At 69.8% G+C, this 18,810-nt stretch carries 17 protein-coding genes and 1 pseudogene; 8 read left to right on the top strand and 10 right to left on the bottom strand.

Annotation, left to right across the window (positions count from 1 at the left end; translation table 11 throughout):
* Nucleotides 1-162: 162 nt before the first annotated feature.
* From recD2 to IE277_RS04705, 5 genes are all read right to left on the bottom strand, one after another.
* Entirely contained in the window at nt 163-2,421 is a 2,259-nt protein-coding gene (gene recD2, locus IE277_RS04685) for an SF1B family DNA helicase RecD2 (RefSeq protein ID WP_189948697.1), read from the bottom strand.
* 100 nt (nt 2,422-2,521) lie between these two features.
* On the bottom strand, nt 2,522-2,887 hold the full coding sequence (locus IE277_RS04690) for a YwqJ-related putative deaminase (RefSeq protein WP_268252143.1): 366 nt from the start codon (nt 2,885-2,887) through the stop codon (nt 2,522-2,524).
* A 146-nt stretch (nt 2,888-3,033) separates the two neighbouring features.
* A complete protein-coding gene (locus IE277_RS04695) occupies nt 3,034-3,393 on the bottom strand; it encodes a hypothetical protein (RefSeq protein ID WP_189948701.1) in 360 nt (119 codons plus the stop codon).
* A gap of 302 nt (nt 3,394-3,695) precedes the next feature.
* Nucleotides 3,696-3,884, bottom strand: coding sequence for a DUF397 domain-containing protein (locus IE277_RS04700; protein WP_189948702.1), 189 nt, complete (start codon nt 3,882-3,884; stop codon nt 3,696-3,698).
* Nucleotides 3,885-3,895: 11 nt separating this feature from the next.
* Complete coding sequence (locus IE277_RS04705) at nt 3,896-4,732, bottom strand: helix-turn-helix domain-containing protein (RefSeq protein WP_189948704.1); 837 nt, start codon at nt 4,730-4,732, stop codon at nt 3,896-3,898.
* Nucleotides 4,733-4,913: 181 nt separating this feature from the next.
* Here IE277_RS04705 and IE277_RS04710 point away from each other — a divergent pair.
* The 7 genes and pseudogenes from IE277_RS04710 to rbsD all read left to right on the top strand — a co-directional run bounded on the left by IE277_RS04710 (nt 4,914) and on the right by rbsD (nt 12,514).
* Nucleotides 4,914-5,324, top strand: a pseudogene (locus tag IE277_RS04710) (ATP-binding protein).
* A 32-nt stretch (nt 5,325-5,356) separates the two neighbouring features.
* The gene (locus IE277_RS04715; protein WP_189948707.1) at nt 5,357-6,313 is read left to right on the top strand and encodes a hypothetical protein; all 957 of its coding nucleotides are present in this window, start codon (nt 5,357-5,359) and stop codon (nt 6,311-6,313) included.
* A gap of 313 nt (nt 6,314-6,626) precedes the next feature.
* On the top strand, nt 6,627-7,643 hold the full coding sequence (locus IE277_RS04720; RefSeq protein ID WP_189948709.1) for a LacI family DNA-binding transcriptional regulator: 1,017 nt from the start codon (nt 6,627-6,629) through the stop codon (nt 7,641-7,643).
* Nucleotides 7,640-9,232: a sugar ABC transporter ATP-binding protein gene (locus tag IE277_RS04725; protein ID WP_229880604.1), complete on the top strand. Its 1,593-nt coding sequence runs from the start codon at nt 7,640-7,642 to the stop codon at nt 9,230-9,232. Before IE277_RS04720 ends, IE277_RS04725 begins: the two co-directional genes overlap by 4 nt.
* Nucleotides 9,222-11,177: an ABC transporter permease/substrate-binding protein gene (locus IE277_RS04730; protein WP_189948711.1), complete on the top strand. Its 1,956-nt coding sequence runs from the start codon at nt 9,222-9,224 to the stop codon at nt 11,175-11,177. Before IE277_RS04725 ends, IE277_RS04730 begins: the two co-directional genes overlap by 11 nt.
* 57 nt (nt 11,178-11,234) lie before the next feature.
* Nucleotides 11,235-12,137, top strand: coding sequence for a ribokinase (locus IE277_RS04735; RefSeq protein ID WP_189948713.1), 903 nt, complete (start codon nt 11,235-11,237; stop codon nt 12,135-12,137).
* Nucleotides 12,134-12,514, top strand: coding sequence for a D-ribose pyranase (gene rbsD, locus IE277_RS04740; protein ID WP_189948714.1), 381 nt, complete (start codon nt 12,134-12,136; stop codon nt 12,512-12,514). The genes IE277_RS04735 and rbsD overlap by 4 nt, the downstream gene beginning before the upstream one ends.
* Nucleotides 12,515-12,596: 82 nt before the next feature.
* Here rbsD and IE277_RS04745 read toward each other — a convergent pair whose 3' ends face one another.
* The 3 genes from IE277_RS04745 to IE277_RS04755 are packed head-to-tail and all read right to left on the bottom strand — an operon-like array spanning nt 12,597 to nt 15,723.
* The gene (locus IE277_RS04745) at nt 12,597-13,427 is read right to left on the bottom strand and encodes a sugar phosphate isomerase/epimerase family protein (protein ID WP_189948716.1); all 831 of its coding nucleotides are present in this window, start codon (nt 13,425-13,427) and stop codon (nt 12,597-12,599) included.
* On the bottom strand, nt 13,424-14,575 hold the full coding sequence (locus IE277_RS04750; RefSeq protein WP_189948718.1) for a dihydrodipicolinate synthase family protein: 1,152 nt from the start codon (nt 14,573-14,575) through the stop codon (nt 13,424-13,426). The genes IE277_RS04745 and IE277_RS04750 overlap by 4 nt, the downstream gene beginning before the upstream one ends.
* The gene (locus IE277_RS04755; protein ID WP_189948719.1) at nt 14,572-15,723 is read right to left on the bottom strand and encodes a Gfo/Idh/MocA family protein; all 1,152 of its coding nucleotides are present in this window, start codon (nt 15,721-15,723) and stop codon (nt 14,572-14,574) included. The genes IE277_RS04750 and IE277_RS04755 overlap by 4 nt, the downstream gene beginning before the upstream one ends.
* A 250-nt stretch (nt 15,724-15,973) precedes the next feature.
* Between IE277_RS04755 and IE277_RS04760 the strand changes: the two genes are divergently transcribed.
* The gene (locus IE277_RS04760; RefSeq protein ID WP_189948721.1) at nt 15,974-17,026 is read left to right on the top strand and encodes a LacI family DNA-binding transcriptional regulator; all 1,053 of its coding nucleotides are present in this window, start codon (nt 15,974-15,976) and stop codon (nt 17,024-17,026) included.
* On the opposite strand, the gene IE277_RS04765 is transcribed toward IE277_RS04760, so the two are convergent.
* Nucleotides 17,012-18,229, bottom strand: a complete 1,218-nt coding sequence (locus tag IE277_RS04765) for an FAD-dependent monooxygenase (protein WP_229880639.1) — start codon at nt 18,227-18,229, stop codon at nt 17,012-17,014. The two genes, IE277_RS04760 and IE277_RS04765, sit on opposite strands and share 15 nt — an antisense overlap.
* Before the next feature lie 121 nt (nt 18,230-18,350).
* Nucleotides 18,351-18,653 (bottom strand): hypothetical protein, encoded by a 303-nt coding sequence (locus IE277_RS04770; protein WP_189948724.1) that lies wholly within the window; start codon nt 18,651-18,653, stop codon nt 18,351-18,353.
* Nucleotides 18,654-18,810: the final 157 nt, after the last annotated feature.

Genomic DNA, 18,810 nt, shown 5'->3' on the forward strand with positions numbered 1-18,810 from the left:
TGCACTCGGGGTCGACCATTGGGCCCATTGGCGGCACTCAGTGCCGCCAACTTGCCCATCCTGCCCCCTTCGCGCGGCATCTGGAAGTGCTCTGTGACCTTCACGACTCATTTGATCGATCATTTTGTGTGACGCACGTCGCGACGCCCGCCCAGGGGCAGGTCAGGAGCCATGCAGCCGGAAGTCCAGCGCCGTGCAACGCCGCCCCGCGGACACCGTGCGCACCGCCTGCCCGATCGCCTTGCGTGAACCGACGAGGACGACCAGCCGTTTCGCCCGTGTCACCGCCGTGTACAGCAGGTTCCGCTGCAACATCATCCATGCTCCGGTCGTGACGGGAATCACCACAGCGGGATATTCACTTCCCTGCGAACGGTGGATGGTCACTGCGTACGCATGGGCCAGTTCGTCCAGTTCGTCGAATTCATACGGGACCTCCTCGTCCTCGTCCGTCAGCACGGTCAGGCGCTGGTCGACCGGATCGAGCGATGTGACGACGCCGACGGTGCCGTTGAAGACACCGTTCTTCCCCTTGTCGTAATTGTTGCGAATCTGGGTGACCTTGTCGCCGACACGGAAGACCCGGCCGCCGAAGCGCTTCTCGGCCAGGTCGGGGCGGCCCGGGGTGATGGCCTGCTGAAGCAGGCCGTTGAGAGTGCCGGCACCGGCCGGACCCCGGTGCATCGGCGCGAGGACCTGCACATCCCGCCGCGGATCCAGCCCGAACCTGGCCGGAATCCGACGCGCCGCCACATCCACGGTGAGCCGCCCGGCCTCCTCCGTGTCGTCCTCCACGAAGAGGAAGAAGTCCTTCAGTCCCTCGGTGAGCGGATGCCGCCCGGAGTTGATCCGGTGCGCGTTGGTGACGACTCCGGACTGCTGGGCCTGCCGGAAGACCTGGGTGAGCCGGACGGCGGGGACAGGGCTCTGGGGCGCCAGCAGGTCGCGGAGCACCTCCCCCGCGCCGACGCTGGGCAACTGGTCGACATCCCCGACGAAGAGGAGATGCGCCCCCGGCGGTACGGCTTTGACCAGCTTGTTGGCGAGGAGGAGATCCAGCATGGAGGCCTCGTCGACCACGACCAGGTCGGCGTCGAGCGGCCGGTCCCGGTCATAGGCGGCATCCCCACCGGGCTTCAGCTCCAGCAGCCGGTGCACGGTGGAGGCCTCCGCGCCGGTCAGCTCGGCGAGCCGCTTGGCGGCCCGTCCGGTCGGCGCGGCGAGCAGCACCTTCGCGTGCTTGGCACGGGCCAGCTCCACGATCGAGCGCACCGTGAAGGACTTGCCGCAGCCGGGCCCGCCGGTGAGCACGGCGACCTTGCGGGTGAGCGCGAGGCGTACGGCGGCCTCCTGCTCGGACGCGAGATCGGCCCCGGTGCGTGTCTTCAGCCAGCCGAGAGCCTTCTCCCACTCGACGTCCTGGAAGCCCGGCAGCCGGTCCTGGTCCGTGCGCAGGAGGCGGAGCAGCTGGGCGGAGAGGGAGAGTTCGGCCCGGTGGAAGGGGACGAGATAGACGGCGGTGACAGGCTCGGAGTGCTCGCCGTCCAATCCCGGCACCTTCTCCCGTACGACGCCCGGCTCCTCGCCGTCCTCTCCCGGCTGGGCCAGTTCGGCGAGGCACTCGATGACGAGTCCGGTGTCGACGGCGAGCAGCTTCACGGCGTCGGAGATCAGCCGCTCCTCCGGCAGGAAGCAGTGGCCCTGGTCGGCGGACTGCGACAGCGCGTACTGCAGACCTGCCTTGACCCGCTCCGGGCTGTCGTGCGGGATCCCGACGGACTGGGCGATCTTGTCGGCGGTGAGGAAGCCGATGCCCCAGACGTCGGCGGCGAGCCGGTAGGGGTGGTTCTTCACGACGGAGATCGACGCGTCCCCGTACTTCTTGTAGATCCGTACGGCGATGGACGTCGACACCTCGACGGTCTGGAGGAAGAGCATGACCTCCTTGATCGCCTTCTGTTCCTCCCAGGCCTCGGCGATCTTCTTGGTCCGCTTGGGACCCAGCCCCGGCACCTCGATGAGCCGCTTGGGCTCCTCCTCGATGATGCGCAGGGTGTCGGTGCCGAAGTGCTGTGTGATCCGGTCGGCGAAGACCGGTCCGATCCCCTTGACCAGCCCGGACCCCAGGTATCGCCGGATGCCCTGGACGGTGGCGGGCAGGACGGTCGTGTAGTTCTCGACGAGGAACTGCTTGCCGTACTGGGGGTGCGACCCCCAGCGGCCCTCCATCCGCAGCGACTCCCCCGCCTGGGCACCGAGCAGCGCACCCACGACCGTGAGGAGATCGCCGGCGCCTCTGCCGGTGTCGACCCGGGCGACCGTGTACCCGTTCTCCTCGTTGGCGTACGTGATCCTCTCCAGCACCCCTTCAAGCACGGCGAGCTTCCGCTCACCGCCCTGGGTCCCCACCTGTTGAGCCATGATCCGACGGTACCGGTGGGGTGTGACATCGGGGGCGCCAAGGCCCCCACTGTGGCGGAGGCGGAAGAAACGACCTTTCTCGTCCACCGACAGAATTCCGTCAGCCAATTACCCTGATTCCGAGTTCCTGCAACAGAGCCGAACAGACAGGGCACGGGGTCGTAGACTTCCCATGGTCCGGATTACCAGGCTCTCGAATCATGCGGGATGTCAGAGCGCTGTCGTGGAATCGGGAGGCCGCTTCCCGGAGCGTCACACTACGGCCGTCCGTGCGCGCCGAGTCCATCTCCCACAACTGGTCCGACACCAAGGCCGACTCTGCGCACCGACCGGTGAACCTCCTGCGCGTCTCCACTGGTAGCGAGTCGACGAACTCCAGTACCGCAGGGTGCAGGTTGGGCGTACCCGGGCCGACAAGACTGGTTTGGCTCAATACCATGCCCTGGACGAGCAGGGAAGAAGACACCGAAGGGATCTCAATCAAAACAGCACTCCGTACAGAAAGTCGGCCATATTCCGCGATTACTCCACAGAGAAGCCTTCAGCGTCGGCCGGCAGCATTGAGGGTCCGTCGGCAAGCTGACGGACCCTCATGGACGACCGAGGTTGGGTTCAGTCGTCGAAGGTATAGGCGTAGGTCCACGCACTGCACGAGTATGCTTTACCGCCCTTGTAAAGGCAGGCGCGGAAGTCGATACTCGTATCCTCGGGGAAATCCCGGATGAAGTCCCCTGATGAGCCTGCTCCGCCCGAATGGACGAGTGTCTTCGTCGAATACCACCCGGCGCCGTCGGTCCTCTTCAGCTTGTACTGAACGGCAGCCGAGGCTCCATCAGAAAGTGTGTCGTGGATCCGGAAAGTATCTCCATCCGGCCAGAACTCCACCCATGAACCCGGAGTGCTGGCGCTCCAGTAGACGTTCGCCATGGCGGAGCTGGCGGAGTTCGCGGCAATGCCGACGGCCGCGAACACTGTGCCGACCCCTATGAAGACGCGCCGCTTCAAAGATGAGCTCAAGATTCCCCCTGTATTACGTCGATTTTCGATTTCGAGGCGTGCACGAAGCCATGTGCGGCACTGGTCCGACCTGCGCCAGTTGCGAGCGTGTGGTCGTGAGCGGCCTCGAATGCCCCGTCAGTCTTGCTCACGACCAGGGCGGAGAGCGTTAGCGCTCAGTCCACACTTGACTTGGCTGTGCGTCGACTCCCCAGCGCCGCACGCCTGGTTCCGGGCCGGGCGCTGTCGAGGGCATGGGCGTGGGCGTGGGCGTGGCCCTACGGCGCCATGTCTCGCTTCTTCACGGCTTCGAGGAACGTGGTGAAGGCAGGGGCGGGGAAGGTGAGGGTGCGATGGGCTGGGATCTTGGAGTCGCGGATGGCAACGCGGGTGCGGGTGGTGGCGATCTCCACGCACTCGTTACCATCGCCCGGGCCGGAGTAGGACGACTTTCGCCAGTTGCCCATGGGGTCTCTCCTCACAACTCCTTCGCCAGCCGGTGGATGAGATCACGCGACTGTCCGGGTTCGAGCGCCGCGGCCTCCACTCTACGGAAGCTGGTTCGGTAGGTGTTGAGCTGAGCCTCGGAATCAATGAAGGCTGTGCCGTGCAAGGCGTCACGGACCACTGTGTCCAGCTTGGGCAGGGAGCCGCCCACGTACGTCATGGTGCTTGAGGCTCTGGCGAAACCGTCCATGTCGAAGGGGATGACGCGCACGGTGATGTGCTCCGCTTCGGACAGCTCGACGAGTCGGGTGAGTTGGGCCCTTGAGGTGGCACGATCACTGACCCTGATCCGCAGCGCCGCCTCATGAACCACCGCTTCGTACGGGATGGTGAACCGCTGACGTGCCTTTCGGTGCCGGATGCGCAACTCAAGTTCTTCGCCGGTCAGTTCTGGAAGTCTGGACGAGAAGACAGCACGTGAATAGCCCTCGGTCTGCAGGAGGCCTGGCACGTACAGGATTGCCACGTGCCGGAGAAACCGGGCATGGTGCTCCAGCTCAGACAAGTCCAGAAATGACGTGGGAAGCAAGCCCCGGTACTCCTCCCACCAACCCCGCGCCCGGTCTGTGGCCATCTCGACCAGCGCATCGATGAACTCCGCATCGGTGCAGGCGTAATGGGATGCGAGTCGGCGCAGTCGCTCCTCGCTCACTCCCGTGAGCCCTGATTCGATGTGGCTCATCTGCACCCTGTTGGCCCCGAGTAGCGCCGCCGACTGGATGGCGGTGAGTCCGGCTGCCTCGCGGAGCCTCCGCAACTCGACCCCCAGGCGCAACTGACGTGCTGTTGGTTCACGCCTCTGAACCATGAGTTGCTCCTGCTCTTTCGAGGGTGGATCGCGCGATCAGCTTGCCACGGGTTACACGTTACCCCTACCGTCGGTGACGTACCGCACACGCAGCGGAAGCGCACTGCACCGTCATGCTGTGACGGCTGCGGCAATGCCACCGCGCGCCAAATCCATCCCTCTGTACCGGAGTTGATGACGCATGCCCGAAATCGAGTCCTGGGACTACACGCTCTACGTTCCCAACGACCTGAGAGCGGTGACGGTGTGCCGGCGCACGCTGCGGCTGATCCTGACCCTGCACGGGCTGGTCGGGATCGTGGACACCGCGGAGCTGCTGGCTGCCGAGTTGGTCTCCAATGCTGTGCGGCATACGAAGGGCCCGGCCGCGTTGAGGGTGCGTCGTACCCCGGAGGACACCGTGTGGATCGGGGCGTGGGACAGCGACCCTGCCCCGCCGGATCCTCCGCGTCCGCTGGAGCAGGTGGCGCAGTGGGAGGACGGGCGGGGGCTGGGGCTGGTGAAGGCGTGTGCGCGGTACTGAGGGTGGCAGCCGACGGCCCGGTTCGGGGACCGGGGGAAGTACGTGTGGTGCGAACTTGCGGCGGCGTGACTCGTTGATCACCGCGATGGAAAGGAGAGCTGATGGTCGGCTCGTCGCATGAAGCGCTGCATCGGATCTTCCAGAAGGATCCGACGCTGCTGACGAAGGCGTTACAGAAGGTCCTGCACGTGCCGTTCCCCGAGCCCCGGGAGATCGCCGCGCTGAACGTGGACCTCACCGAGATCGAACCGGTCGAGCGCCGGGTCGACACCCTGCTGCGGGCGGAGACGGACGAGGGCACGTATCTGCTGGTCGTGGAGTCGCAGGGGAAGGCGGACGAACGCAAGCGGGGCAGCTGGCCCTACTACCTGTCCTACTTGTATGAGAAGTACCGGTGCGAGCCGGTGCTCATCGTGATCACGCAGAGCAGCAAGACCGCGCGGTGGGCGTCGAAGCCGATCCGGTTCGGTTTCCCCGGCTGGGACTCGATGACAGTACGTCCGCTGGTCATCGGCCCGGACAACGTACCCGTGATCGCCGACACGCATCAGGCCGAGCGGGACGTACCTCTTGCGGTGCTCTCGGCCATGACACACGGACGCGGGCCCAAGGCTCCGGCCATACTGGAATCACTGGCCGCCGCCCTGGGGACCATCGACCCCGACAGTGCCGCAGTCTTCGTGCAGTTTGTCGACTCCTGCCTGGCCGACCCCCAGGCGAAGCAGATGTGGAGGGACCTCATGACGGCGATCCAGTACTTCTGGCGACACCCCCTGGCCGAGCAAGTACGCGAAGAAGGCCGGGAGCAGGGCCTGGAAGAAGGCTGGCAACAGGGCCGGGAGCAAGGCCTCGAACAAGGCCTCGAACAAGGCCTGGAACAAGGTCGCGCCGAGGCCAAGGCCGAGATGGTGCTGCACATTCTGGAGTGGCGCCGCATCCCGGTACTTGAAGCCGACCGCAAGCGAGTGGCGGCGTGCAGGGACCTGGCTCAGCTGGAGCTCTGGGCCCAGCAAGCCATGCACGCCACGGACGCCGCGGAGTTGTTCGACACGGAGTGATCCCGTGGCCGTCGGGCTGCTCGCTCCCCGGACAGTGTCAGGCCGAAGCGAGCGAGCGGCCCGGGAGGCAGGCGCCCTGACCGGTGCCGGGCCCACGGAGTGTCTGGGTACATGACGCCAGAGCGGGGGCGGGGGTGAACTTCGCTCGCAGCCTCGCACCCGCACCCGCACCCGGTCACGATTAGGTTTCGGTCAATGTTCAACCTCTTGCGACGCGGCCGTGTAATCGATTCCAATCCTTCCCATGGCGTGGGTGTAATCGATTCCACGCCCCGTACGAGCCGCGAAAACTCACGAGGAGGTGAGCCCCTCGATGGCGAGTATCAAAGACGTCGCCGCGGCGGCCGGGGTGTCCGTGGCCACCGTGTCGCGGGTGCTGAACGCGCACCCGTCGGTCAGCGCCGACGCCCGCGCGCGCGTACTGACGGCCGTCGAAGCGCTGGGCTACCGTCCGAACGCCGTCGCCCGGTCGCTGCGTACCGATCAGACGCACACCCTCGGGCTGGTGATCAGCGATGTACTGAATCCTTACTTCACCGAGTTGGCCCGCTCCGTCGAGGAGGAGGCGCGGGCGCTCGGGTACAGCGTGATCATCGGGAACGCCGACGAGCGGCCCGAGTTGCAGGACCATCATGTGCGCAATCTGCTCGATCGGCGGATCGACGGGCTGCTGGTCTCCCCCACCGACGGGGGGTCGCCGTTGATGCTGGATGCCGCTCGGGCCGGGACGCCCATGGTGTTCGTCGACCGGTGGATCCCCGGCGTGGACGTGCCCGTCGTACGGGCCGATGGACGGGCCGCCGTACGGGACCTGGTCGCGCATCTGTACGCGCTGGGGCATCGGCGGCTGGCGATCATCGCCGGGCCCGCCGCCACCACGACCGGCAGTGAGCGCGTCGAGGCCTTCCGGGCCGCCCTCGCCGAGTACGGACTTTCGCTCCCCGACGTCTACATCGGGCAGGGCGACTTCCAGGCCGAGAGCGGGCGGCGGGTCACCGAGGGGTTCCTGGACCTGCCGCAGCCGCCGGAGGTCGTCTTCGCCGCCGACAATCTCATGGCGCTCGGCGCGCTCGACGCCGTACGCGTGCGGGGACTGCGGGTGCCGGACGACATCGCGCTGGCCGCGTTCGACGACATCCCCTGGTTCGTGCACACCGATCCGCCCATCACCGCGATCGCCCAGCCGACCGGTGAGCTGGGGCGGGCCGCCGTACGGGCCCTCGTCGACCGTATCGAGGGGCGGGCCGCCGCGTCCGTCGCCCTCTCCGCCCGGCTCGTCGTGCGCCGCTCGTGCGGCGAGCATCTCCCGAGGAACAGGAGCACGTCGTGAGCGACCCGGACGAGTTGCTGCGCATCGAGGGCATACGCAAGACCTTCCCGGGCGTGGTCGCCCTCGACGGCGTCGACTTCGATCTGCGCCGGGGCGAGGTCCATGTGCTGCTCGGTGAGAACGGCGCCGGCAAGAGCACCCTCATCAAGATGCTCTCCGGGGCCCACACGCCCGATGGCGGGCGGGTCCTGGCGGGTGGGCGTGAGGTGCGCATTCATGGTGCCCAGGACGCGGAGCGGCTCGGGATCGCGACCATCTACCAGGAGTTCAACCTCGTTCCGGATCTGACCGTCGCCGAGAACATCTTTCTCGGGCGGCAGCCCCGGCGCTTCGGGTTGATCGACCGGAAGAGGATGGAGGCCGACGCCGAGGCGCTGCTGGCGCGGGTCGGGGTCGCCGTGTCCCCACGCGCGCGTGTGCGTGAACTCGGCATCGCACGGCTGCAGATGGTCGAGATCGCCAAGGCGCTCAGCCTGGACGCGCGCGTGCTCATCATGGACGAGCCGACCGCCGTGCTCACCTCGGAGGAGGTCGAGAAGCTCTTCGCGATCGTGCGTCAGCTGCGCGAGGACGGCGTCGGCATCGTCTTCATCACCCATCACCTGGAGGAGATCGCCGCCCTCGGGGACCGGGTCACCGTCATCCGGGACGGCAGGAGCGTCGGGCAGGTTCCCGCCTCCACCCCGCAGGACGAACTCGTACGGCTCATGGTCGGGCGGTCCATCGAGCAGCAGTATCCGCGGCAGCGGGCCGAACGGGGCGCGGCCCTTCTCTCCGTAGAGGGGCTCACCCGGGACGGGGTGTTCCATGACGTGAGCTTCGAGGTGCGGGCCGGGGAGGTCGTCGGGATCGCCGGGCTGGTGGGCGCCGGGCGGACCGAGGTCGTACGGGCCGTGTTCGGGGCCGATCCGTACGACGGCGGGGCCGTCGCCGTCTCCGGGACGCCGCTCCGGCGGCATGACGTGAACGCCGCGATGGCCGCCGGGATCGGGCTCGTGCCGGAGGACCGCAAGGGACAGGGGCTGGTGCTGGACGCCTCCGTCGAGGAGAACCTCGGGCTCGTCACGCTGCGGGCCGCCACCCGGGGCGGATTCGTCGACCGCAAGGTCCAGCACATGGCCGCTGAGCGGATCGCCCGTCAGCTGGGTGTGCGGATGGCCGGGCTGGGGCAGCAGGTGCGGACGCTGTCCGGCGGCAATCAGCAGAAGGTCGTCATCGGCAAGTGGCTGCTGGCCGACACGAAGGTGCTGATCCTCGACGAGCCGACGCGCGGGATCGACGTCGGCGCCAAGGTCGAGATCTATCAGCTGATCAATGAACTGACCGCGGCCGGTGCCGCCGTGCTCATGATCTCCAGCGATCTGCCGGAGGTGCTCGGCATGAGCGACCGGGTGCTGGTCATGGCCCAGGGCCGGATCGCCGGCGAACTGCACGCGGCCGACGCCACGCAGGACGCCGTCATGGCGCTCGCCGTCTCCACCCCCACTGCCGGGACGAACACCGCCGGGACGAACACGGCCGAGAAGCACACCGCTGACAAGAACACCGCTGACAAGAACACCGCGAAGGAGGCCAGCCGTGGCCACTGACACGCTCAAGAGCCGGGCGGGCGCGAGCGGCGCCGCCACGGGCGGCCTGCGCCGGCTGCTCCTGGACAACGGCGCGCTCACCGCGCTGATCGTCCTCGTCATCGCGCTGTCGGCGCTGTCCGGGGACTTCCTGACGACCGACAATCTGCTCAACATCGGTGTCCAGGCGGCCGTCACGGCCGTCCTCGCCTTCGGTGTGACCTTCGTGATCGTCTCGGCCGGTATCGACCTGTCGGTCGGGTCCGTGGCCGCGCTGTCGGCGACCGTGCTGGCCTGGAGCGCCACACACGCCGGGGTGCCGGTGCCACTCGCCGTGCTCCTCGGGCTCGGCACGGGTGTGGCGGCCGGTCTGGTGAACGGTTTCCTCATCGCCTACGGCAAACTGCCGCCGTTCATCGCGACGCTGGCGATGCTGTCGGTGGGCCGTGGTCTCGCCCTGGTGATCTCGCAGGGCTCGCCGATCGCCTTCCCCGGCTCGGTCTCGCATCTCGGCGACACGCTCGGCGGCTGGCTGCCGGTGCCCGTGCTGGTCATGGTCGTGATGGGGCTGCTGGCCGCCCTCGTGCTGGGGCGGACGTACATCGGGCGTTCCATGTACGCCATCGGGGGCAACGAGGAGGCTGCGCGGCTGTCGGGGCTGCGGGTGCGCCGGCAGAAGCTCGCCATCTACGCGCTGTCCGGGGTGTTCGCCGCCGTCGCCGGCGTCGTGCTGGCCTCCCGGCTGTCCTCGGCGCAGCCGCAGGCCGCCGACGGCTATGAACTGGACGCGATCGCCGCGGTCGTCATCGGCGGCGCCTCGCTCGCGGGCGGCACCGGCAAGGCGTCCGGCACACTCATCGGCGCGCTGATCCTGGCGGTGCTCAGGAACGGTCTCAACCTGCTCAGCGTCTCGGCCTTCTGGCAGCAGGTCGTGATCGGTGTCGTCATCGCGCTGGCGGTGCTGCTGGACACCGTGCGCCGCAAGGCGGGGGCCGGCGCGGCGGCGACCGTCCCCGGCGGGGGCGGCGGGGGCAGGCGGGCGGCGACGTACGGCCTCGCGGCCGTCGTGACCGTGGCGGTCGTCGGGGCCACGTCCTTCCTGCACAACGGCTCGTCGTCCGCCGCGAACCCGAGGATGGGCCTGTCGCTGTCCACCCTCAACAACCCCTTCTTCGTGCAGATCCGGGCCGGCGCCGAGGCCGAGGCGAAGAGGCTGGGCGTGGACCTGACCGTCACGGACGCCCAGAACGACGCCTCGCAGCAGGCCAACCAGGTGCAGAACTTCACCAGTTCCGGCCTGGGCGCGATCATCGTCAACCCGGTGGACTCGGACGCGGCGGGCAACTCGGTCCAGGCCGCCGACAAGGCGGGGATCCCGGTGGTCGCCGTCGACCGCGGCGTCAACAAGGCGGACGTGGACACCCTGGTGGCGTCCGACAACGTGGCCGGCGGTGAGCTGGCCGCCAGGTCGATCGCCGAGAAGCTCGGCGGCACGGGCAAGATCGTGATCCTGCAGGGCCAGGCGGGTACGTCGGCGGCCCGGGAGCGGGCGGCGGGCTTCGCGCAGGGCCTGAAGGCCTACCCAGGTATCCAGGTGCTGGCCCAGCAGCCCGCCGACTTCGACCGGACCAAGGGCCTCGACGTGATGTCGAACCTGCTCCAGGCCCACCCGGATGTGCAGGGCGTCATCGCCGCCAACGACGAGATGGCGCTGGGCGCGGTCAAGGCGCTCGGCGCCAAGGCCGGCACGTCCGTGCAGGTCGTCGGATTCGACGGCACCCCGGACGGGCTGACGGCGGTGAAGAACGGCACGCTGTACGCGTCGGTCGCACAGCAGCCGACGCAGTTGGGAAGGATTGCCGTCGACAACGCGCTGAACGCGGTGCGGGGCAAGAAGGTGGAGCCGACGGTGAAGGTACCGGTGAAGGTGGTCACGAAGGACAACGTGGCCGGTTTCAGCGGGTGACCACGAGCGGATGGCCCCAGGCGGGTCGTCGCTCAGCGGAGCAAGGGGAGTCAACTGATGTACGACTACGACCTGTTGGTCGTGGGTTCGGCCAACGCCGACCTCGTGATCGATGTCGAGCGGCGGCCGGCCGCCGGTGAGACGGTGCTCGGCGGCGACCTGGCCGTCCACCCGGGCGGCAAGGGCGCCAACCAGGCGGTCGCCGCGGCCCGGCTCGGCGCGGGTACGGCCCTGCTGGCCCGGGTCGGCGACGACGCCTACGGCCGGCTGCTCCTGGACTCCCTGCGCGCGTCCGGTGTCGACACGGTCGGGGTGCTGGTGGGCGGGGCGCCGACCGGCGTGGCGCTGATCACCGTGGATCCGTCCGGGGACAACAGCATCGTGGTGTCGCCCGGCGCCAACGCCCGGCTGGCCCCCGCGGACGTCCGGGCGGCCGTGAGTCTGTTCCTCGCCTCCCGGGTGGTGTCGGCGCAGCTGGAGATCCCGCTGGAGACGGTCGTGGAGGTGGTACGGAACCTGTCCCCGGACAGCCGTTTCGTGCTGAACCCGTCCCCGCCGCGGCCCCTGCCCACGGAGGTGCTCGCGGCCTGCGATCCGCTGATCGTCAACGAGCACGAGGCGCGGGTGATCCTCGGCGAGTCCTGTGTGAGCGAGGACCCGGCGGACTGGGCGCGGCTGCTGCTGGCGAAGGGCCCGCGCTCGGTGGTGGTGACGCTGGGTGCCGAGGGGGCATTGGTGGCCGACTCCAGTGGTGTCTCTTCCGTGCCGTCGGTGAAGGTGGACGCGGTGGACACGACCGGCGCCGGGGACGCCTTCACGGCCGCGCTGGCCTGGCGGCTGGGCGCGGGCGCGGCGCTGGAGGAGGCGGCGGCCTACGCGGCCCGGGTCGGCGCGGCGGCCGTGACCAGGCGGGGCGCGCAGGAGTCGTATCCGACGGCGCGGGAGGTCGGCCTGCTGTGAAGAAGGCGGGGATCCTCAACCGTCATCTGGCCGGCGCGCTGGCCGAGTTGGGGCACGGGGACGGGGTGCTGGTGTGCGACGCGGGCCTGCCGATCCCGGCCGGGCCGCGCGTGGTGGACCTGGCGTTCCGCGCCGGGGTGCCGTCGTTCGCGGAGGTCCTGGACGGTCTGCTGGCCGAGCTGGTGGTGGAGGGCGCGACGGCGGCGCAGGAGCTGCGCGGCCCCAACCGGGCCCTGCTGGCCGCCCACTTCCAGGACCTGGAGCTGGTCCCGCACGAGCGGCTGAAGGAACTCTCGGCGGGCGCCCGCCTGCTGGTCCGCACCGGCGAGGCCCGCCCGTACGCGAATGTGCTGCTGCGGTGCGGGGTGTTCTTCTGACCCGGGGGGCGTGGGCCCCGCTCAGGGCTCGTAAAGCGGTCCGACCTTGCGATGGAGCCGCCTTGTCCGAGAGCGCCGCCGATCACAGGAAAGCGCCGCGGAAACGCTTCAACGTCTCCGCCAGCACCTCCCGGCCGTCCCGGGCCCACAGCTCCTCGTTGAACAGCTCGACCTCGATGGGCCCGGTGTACCCGGCGGCCTCCATATGGCCCCGCCACGCGCGCATGTCGATCGCTCCGTCGCCGATCTGGCCCCGCCCGTTGAGGACGCCCTCGGGCAACGGGGTGATCCAGTCGGCGAGTTGGAAGGCGTGGATACGGCCGCCCGCCCCCGCCCGTGCGATCTGCGCGGGCGCCTGGTCGTCCCACCAGATGTGGTAGGTGTCGACGGCCACCCCGACCTGGTGCGCGGGGAAGCGTTCGGCGAGGTCCAGGGCCTGGGCGAGGGTGGAGACCACACAGCGGTCCGCGGCGTACATGGGGTGCAGCACCTCCAGGGCGAGCCGTACGCCGTGCCGCTCGGCATACGGCCCCAGTTCGGCGAGGGCGTCGGCGACGCGCTCCCGGGCCCCGGGCAGATCCCTGGAGCCCGCCGGGAGGCCGCCGGAGACCAGGACGAGGGTGTCCGTGCCGAGGGTGGCCGCCTCCTCGACCGCCCGGCGGTTGTCGGCGAGGGCGACGGCACGCGCCCGCGGCTCGATCGCCGTGAAGAAACCGCCCCGGCACAGGGTCGTCACGGTCAGCCCCGCGTCGCGCATCAGCTTCGCCGTCGCCCGAAGGCCGTACTTCTGGACCGGTGCACGCCACAGGCCCACCTGGGTGACACCCGACGCACCGCAGGCCGCGGCGAGTTCGGGCAGGGACAGCTGCTTCACCGTCATCTGGTTGATGCTGAAGCGCGCGAGAGCGGTCACGGGTTCACTCCGTACAGGGACAGCAGGTTCGTCATCCGCTGCTCGGCGAGCGCCGGGTCCGGGAACAGGCCCAGGCCGTCGGCGAGTTCGTAGGCGCGCGCGAGGTGCGGCAGGGAGCGGGCGGACTGCAGTCCGCCGACCATCGTGAAGTGCGACTGGTGGCCGGCGAGCCAGGCGAGGAGGACCACACCCGTCTTGTAGAAGCGGGTCGGCGGCTGGAAGAGATGCCGGGAGAGGGCGACGGTCGGGTCCAGCAGCTCCCGGAAGCCGGCCGTGTCGCCCGTGTCCAGGACCCGCACCGCCTCGGCCGCCAGCGGGCCCAGCGGGTCGAAGACGCCGAGCAGGGCGTGGCTGAAGCCCTGTTCGTCGCCCGCGATCAGCTCCGGGTAGTGGAAGTCGTCGCCGGTGTAGCAGCGCACGCCCTTCGGCAGCCGGCGGCGCAGGCCGATCTCGCGCCGGGCGTCGAGCAGGGACACCTTGACGCCGTCGACCTTGTCGGGGTGGGCGGCGATGACCTCCAGGAACACCTTCGTCGCCGCGTCCAGGTCGGCGGAGCCCCAGTAGCCCTTGAGCGCAGGGTCGAACATGGGGCCCAGCCAGTGCAGGATCACCGGCTCGGCGGACTGGCGCAGGAGGTGGCCGTAGATCTCCAGGTAGTCCTCGGGGCCCGAGGCGGCGGCGGCCAGGGCGCGGGACGCCATCAGGATCGGCTGGGCGCCGGCCTCCTCCACCACCGCCAGCTGTTCCTCGTAGGCCGCGCGGATCTCTGCCAGGGCGCCGCCCGTGATCTGGTCGGTGCCCACGCCGCAGGCGATCCGGCCGCCGGCCGTCCTCGCCTCGGCCGCGCTGCGGCGGATCAGTTCGGCCGCGCCCGCCCAGTCCAGGCCCATGCCGCGCTGGGCGGTGTCCATGGCCTCGGCGACGCCGAGCCCGTGCGCCCACAGATGGCGGCGGAAGGCGAGGGTGGCGTCCCAGTCGACGGCCGCGGGCGAGTCGGGCGAGACATCGGCGCGGGGGTCGGCGACGACATGGGCCGCGGAGAAGACCGTACGGGAGGTGAAGGGGGTGCCCGGCGGGAACAGCAGGGGCTCGGTGCGGGGCTCGTACGCCCGCAGGGTGCCGTCGGCGCGGGGGAGTCGGATCGTCACAGGGAGATCTCCGGGACGTCGATGCGGCGGCCCTCGACGGAGGACCTCAGGCCCAGCTCGGCGAGTTGCACGCCGCGGGCGCCGGCCAGCAGGTCCCAGTGGTACGGCCCGTCGGCGCAGACGTGCTTGAGAAACAGCTCCCACTGGGCCTTGAAGCCGTTGTCGAACCCGGTGTTGTCCGGCACCTCCTGCCACTGGTCGCGGAAGACCTCGGTGGCCGGGACGTCCGGGTTCCAGACCGGCTTGGGGGTCGCCGAGCGGTGCTGGACGCGGCAGCCGCGCAGGCCGGCGACGGCCGAGCCCTCGGTGCCGTCGACCTGGAACTCGACCAGTTCGTCGCGGTTGACCCGGACCGCCCAGGAGGAGTTGATCTGGGCGACGATGCCGCCCGCCAGCTCGAAGACGCCGTAGGCCGCGTCGTCCGCCGTGGCGTCGTAGGGCTTGCCCTGCTCGTCCCAGCGCTGCGGGATGTGGGTGGTGGCGAGGGCCTGGACGGAGGTGACCCGGCCGAACAGCTCGTGCAGCACGTACTCCCAGTGCGGGAACATGTCGACGACGATGCCGCCGCCGTCCGCGGCGCGGTAGTTCCAGGAGGGGCGCTGGGCGGGCTGCCAGTCGCCCTCGAAGACCCAGTAGCCGAACTCGCCCCGCACGGACAGGATCCGCCCGAAGAAGCCGCCGTCGATCAGCCGCTTCAGCTTCAGCAGGCCCGGCAGGAAGATCTTGTCCTGGACGACGCCGTGCTTGATGCCCTTCTCCCGGGCGAGACGGGCGAGTTCGAGGGCGCCCGCCAGTCCCGTCGCCGTCGGCTTCTCGGTGTAGACGTGCTTTCCGGCGGCGATCGCCTTGGTGAGGGCCGCCTCGCGGGCGGAGGTGACCTGGGAGTCGAAGTAGATGTCGACGGTGGGGTCGGCGAGTACCGCGTCGAGATCGGTGGAGACATGCTCCAGGCCGTGCCGTTCGGCGATCTCGGCCAGGGCGTGCGCGCGGCGGCCGATCAGGATCGGCTCCGGCCACAGCACGGTGCCGTCGCCGAGGTCGAGCCCGCCTGCCTCGCGCAGGGCGAGGATCGACCGGACGAGGTGCTGGCGGTAGCCCATGCGCCCGGTCACGCCGTTCATGGCGATACGCACCGTCTTGCGTGTCACGTCAGTCCCCTTCGGGGGCGCCGCGCGCCCCGGTCGGTACGGCAAGCGAGTACAGCAAGCGCTTTCTATCGAGAGAAGCTAACCTCTGGACACCGGCCCGTACAAGACCGTGTCCCCTTCGAGTTGTTCGAGGGGGCGAACATCCCGGGTCCATGGCTTTAAGGTCTGCTCGACAGTTTCCCGGAACCAGCGGCTCGGCCTGGCTGTCTACGAGGGCGTACGACACGATGCACGACCGGAGGACGACGACATGACGGTGACCCTGGCGGATGTGGCGGCCCGCGCCCAGGTCTCACCCGCGACGGTGTCGCGCGTGCTGAACGGCAACTACCCCGTGGCGGCCGCCACCCGCGAGCGGGTGCTGCGCGCGGTGGACGAACTGGACTACGTCCTCAACGGCCCCGCCAGCTCCCTGGCCGCGGCCACGTCGGATCTCGTCGGCATTCTCGTCAACGACATCGCCGACCCGTTCTTCGGGATCATGGCGAGCGCGATCCAGGCCGAGATCTGCGGTCCGGGCGGCCGGGCGGGCGGCGAGCGGCTGGCGGTCGTGTGCAACACGGGCGGCTCCCCGGAGCGGGAACTGACGTATCTGACGCTGTTGCAGCGCCAGCGCGCGGCGGCCGTGGTGCTGACCGGCGGGGCCGTGGAGGACGCCCCGCACGCGGCGGCGGTCGCGGCCAAGCTGCGCAAACTCACCGAGGCCGGCACCCGGGTGGTGCTGTGCGGGCGGCCGCCGGCGCCGGGCACCGACGCGGTCGCGCTCACGTTCGACAACCGGGGCGGCGCCCGCCGGCTCACCGAGCATCTGCTCGGCCTCGGCCACCGGCGCCTCGGCTATATCGCGGGCCCCGGGGAGCGTACGACGACGCGCCACCGGCTGGAGGGCCATCGCGCGGCGCTCACGGCGGCGGGCATCGAGGAGGACCCCCGCCGGACCGTGCACGGACGGTACGACCGCCAGTCCGGATACGAGGCCACGCTGGAGCTGTTGCGCCGGGACGCGTCCCTGACGGCGGTCGTCGCGGCGAACGACTCCGTCGCGCTCGGGGCGTGTGCGGCGCTGCGGGAGTCGGGGCTGCGGATTCCCGCCGATGTGTCGGTGGCCGGGTTCGACGACCTGCCGTTCAGTGTGGACACGGTGCCTTCGCTGACGACGGTGCGGCTGCCGCTCGCGGAGGCGGGGGCGCGGGCCGGGCGGATCGCCATGGGGCGGGAGGAGGCGCCGCCCGGGGGTGTCGCCGCCATCCGGGGGGAGTTGATGGTGCGGGGGTCGACCGGGGTGCCGTCAGCCGGGAAGTGACCGGCCCAGCAGCGGCAGGGGCGCCTCGCCCCGGCGCCGGTCCCGGTACCAGCGCCGGCCCGTGTCGTAGGCCCGCCGTGCGCTGCGGATCGCGGCGATCTGGGTGGCGAGGTGGGCCTGGTACTTCCAGGGGCTCTGGCGGCCCGTGCGGACCGACATGGCGTAGGCGAAGGAGACCGGGTCGCGGTCCAGGTAGTCGTCGAGCTGCTCGAACCAGGCCATGCTGGAGCGGGCTCCGGCCTGTGTGGAGTGCAGTTCCGCGCGGCGGTGCCGGTCGTACTCGCGCAGCGCCGTGGGCAGGTCCGGGTACCGGGAGAGGCTGTGGGCCAGCACGATCGCGTCGATGATCGCGAGCCGGGTGCCGGAGCCGAGCGTGAAGTGGGTGGTGTGCGCGGAGTCGCCGGCCAGGACCACACGGCCGTCGACCCACGTCCGGTTGACGATGTGGGAGAACCGCTGCCACTTCGCCGGTTCGCCGCGTGATCTGCTGATCAGGGAGTGGCCGTCGAGCGCGCGGTGGAAGATCTTCTCCAGCAGCGGTACGGCGTCCTCGGCTTCGAGGGTGTCGAGTCCGAGGCCCTGCCAGGTCTGTGGTGAACACTCCACGATGCAGGTGCTGACCCGCCCCTGGATCGAGGGGTAGGCATGGAACCAGATCCAGCCCGCCGGGGTCTCCTCGAAGTCGAACACGAAGCTGCCGAACTGCCGGTCCGTGCCGAGCCAGATATAGGGGTTGCGGCCGGTCTCCACCCGGGTGCCGAAGTGTTCGACGCGGCTCTGCCGGATCCGGCTGCCCGCGCCGTCGGCGGCCACGATCAGATCGGCCTCCGGCAACTCGGCGGGGTCGTCGAGCTTCTGTCCGTGCCGGACGTCGACACCGAGGGCCCGCGCGCGCCGGGTCAGGAGATCCAGCAGGGCGGCGCGGCCCATGCTGTATCCGTAGCCGCCGAAGTACGCGGTGCCGTCGTGCCGGCTGCCGTGCAGCCGTATCTCCTGGTCCTGCCAGAGCACGGAACCCGCGCTCACCGCCCGTGCGCTCTCAGGGTCGTTGCGGTGCAGGATGTCCAGCAGATCGTTCCAGTACACGACGCCCCAGCCGTACGTCGCCTCCGGCGGGTCCCGCTCGATCACGGTGATCTCGTGCCCGGCGTCCCGCAGTTTCGCGGAGATCGAGAAGTACAGCCCGGCCGGGCCTCCACCCACGCAGACGATCCTCATCCGGTCACCGCCTCACCGTGTGGCCACATGGGTCCGGGTGCCCATGGGGTAGGGCACCCGGATCCACCCTTTGTTCTCAGGGGGTGTCGATCACACCTGCCGACCTTCAGTCGCAGCCGTCATCTCCCCAGCCCCAACCACCGTGGTCATCGCCCCAGCCCCAGCCCCAACCGCCGTGGTCGTCGCCCCAGCCCCAGCCGCCGTGGTCGCCCCAGCCGCCATGGTCACCCCAGCCGCCGTGGTCGTCTCCCCAGCCTCCGCCGTGGTCGTGCGTGTACGCCACCGTGGTGATGTGGTCGGGAGCGGCGGTGGTGGCGGCGTGGGCGGCTCCGGCTCCGGCCGCGATGGCCAGGATCGGTGCAGAGCAGACCGCGATGGCCACTCTCTTGATACGGGTGTGCGCGCGCATGATGGACCCCTCTCCAGGGTGTGATGAATTCTCCGACGGCCTCCAGGGGCCGCCCCTCTTCGCTCCAGAGCCTGCGCGTAGCTCTGCGCGTCGTCCGCCGCTCGCGATACGCGTTCCTACGGCGGGCCGTCACTGCCGCTTCAAAACGGACATAAGT

This window comes from Streptomyces alanosinicus (assembly GCF_014650595.1).
In the GTDB taxonomy this organism is placed as follows: Bacteria; Actinomycetota; Actinomycetes; order Streptomycetales; family Streptomycetaceae; genus Streptomyces; species Streptomyces alanosinicus.

Bases quoted from the DNA above. Each gene is read 5' to 3' on its own strand.
- recD2 (WP_189948697.1), bottom strand. From the start codon at position 2,421: ATGGCTCAACAGGTGGGGACCCAGGGCGGTGAGCGGAAGCTCGCCGTG.
- IE277_RS04700 (WP_189948702.1), bottom strand. From the start codon at position 3,884: ATGGGCAACTGGCGAAAGTCGTCCTACTCCGGCCCGGGCGATGGTAAC.
- IE277_RS04705 (WP_189948704.1), bottom strand. From the start codon at position 4,732: ATGGTTCAGAGGCGTGAACCAACAGCACGTCAGTTGCGCCTGGGGGTC.
- IE277_RS04715 (WP_189948707.1), top strand. From the start codon at position 5,357: ATGGTCGGCTCGTCGCATGAAGCGCTGCATCGGATCTTCCAGAAGGAT.
- IE277_RS04720 (WP_189948709.1), top strand. From the start codon at position 6,627: ATGGCGAGTATCAAAGACGTCGCCGCGGCGGCCGGGGTGTCCGTGGCC.
- IE277_RS04735 (WP_189948713.1), top strand. From the start codon at position 11,235: ATGTACGACTACGACCTGTTGGTCGTGGGTTCGGCCAACGCCGACCTC.
- IE277_RS04760 (WP_189948721.1), top strand. From the start codon at position 15,974: ATGACGGTGACCCTGGCGGATGTGGCGGCCCGCGCCCAGGTCTCACCC.
- IE277_RS04770 (WP_189948724.1), bottom strand. From the start codon at position 18,653: ATGCGCGCGCACACCCGTATCAAGAGAGTGGCCATCGCGGTCTGCTCT.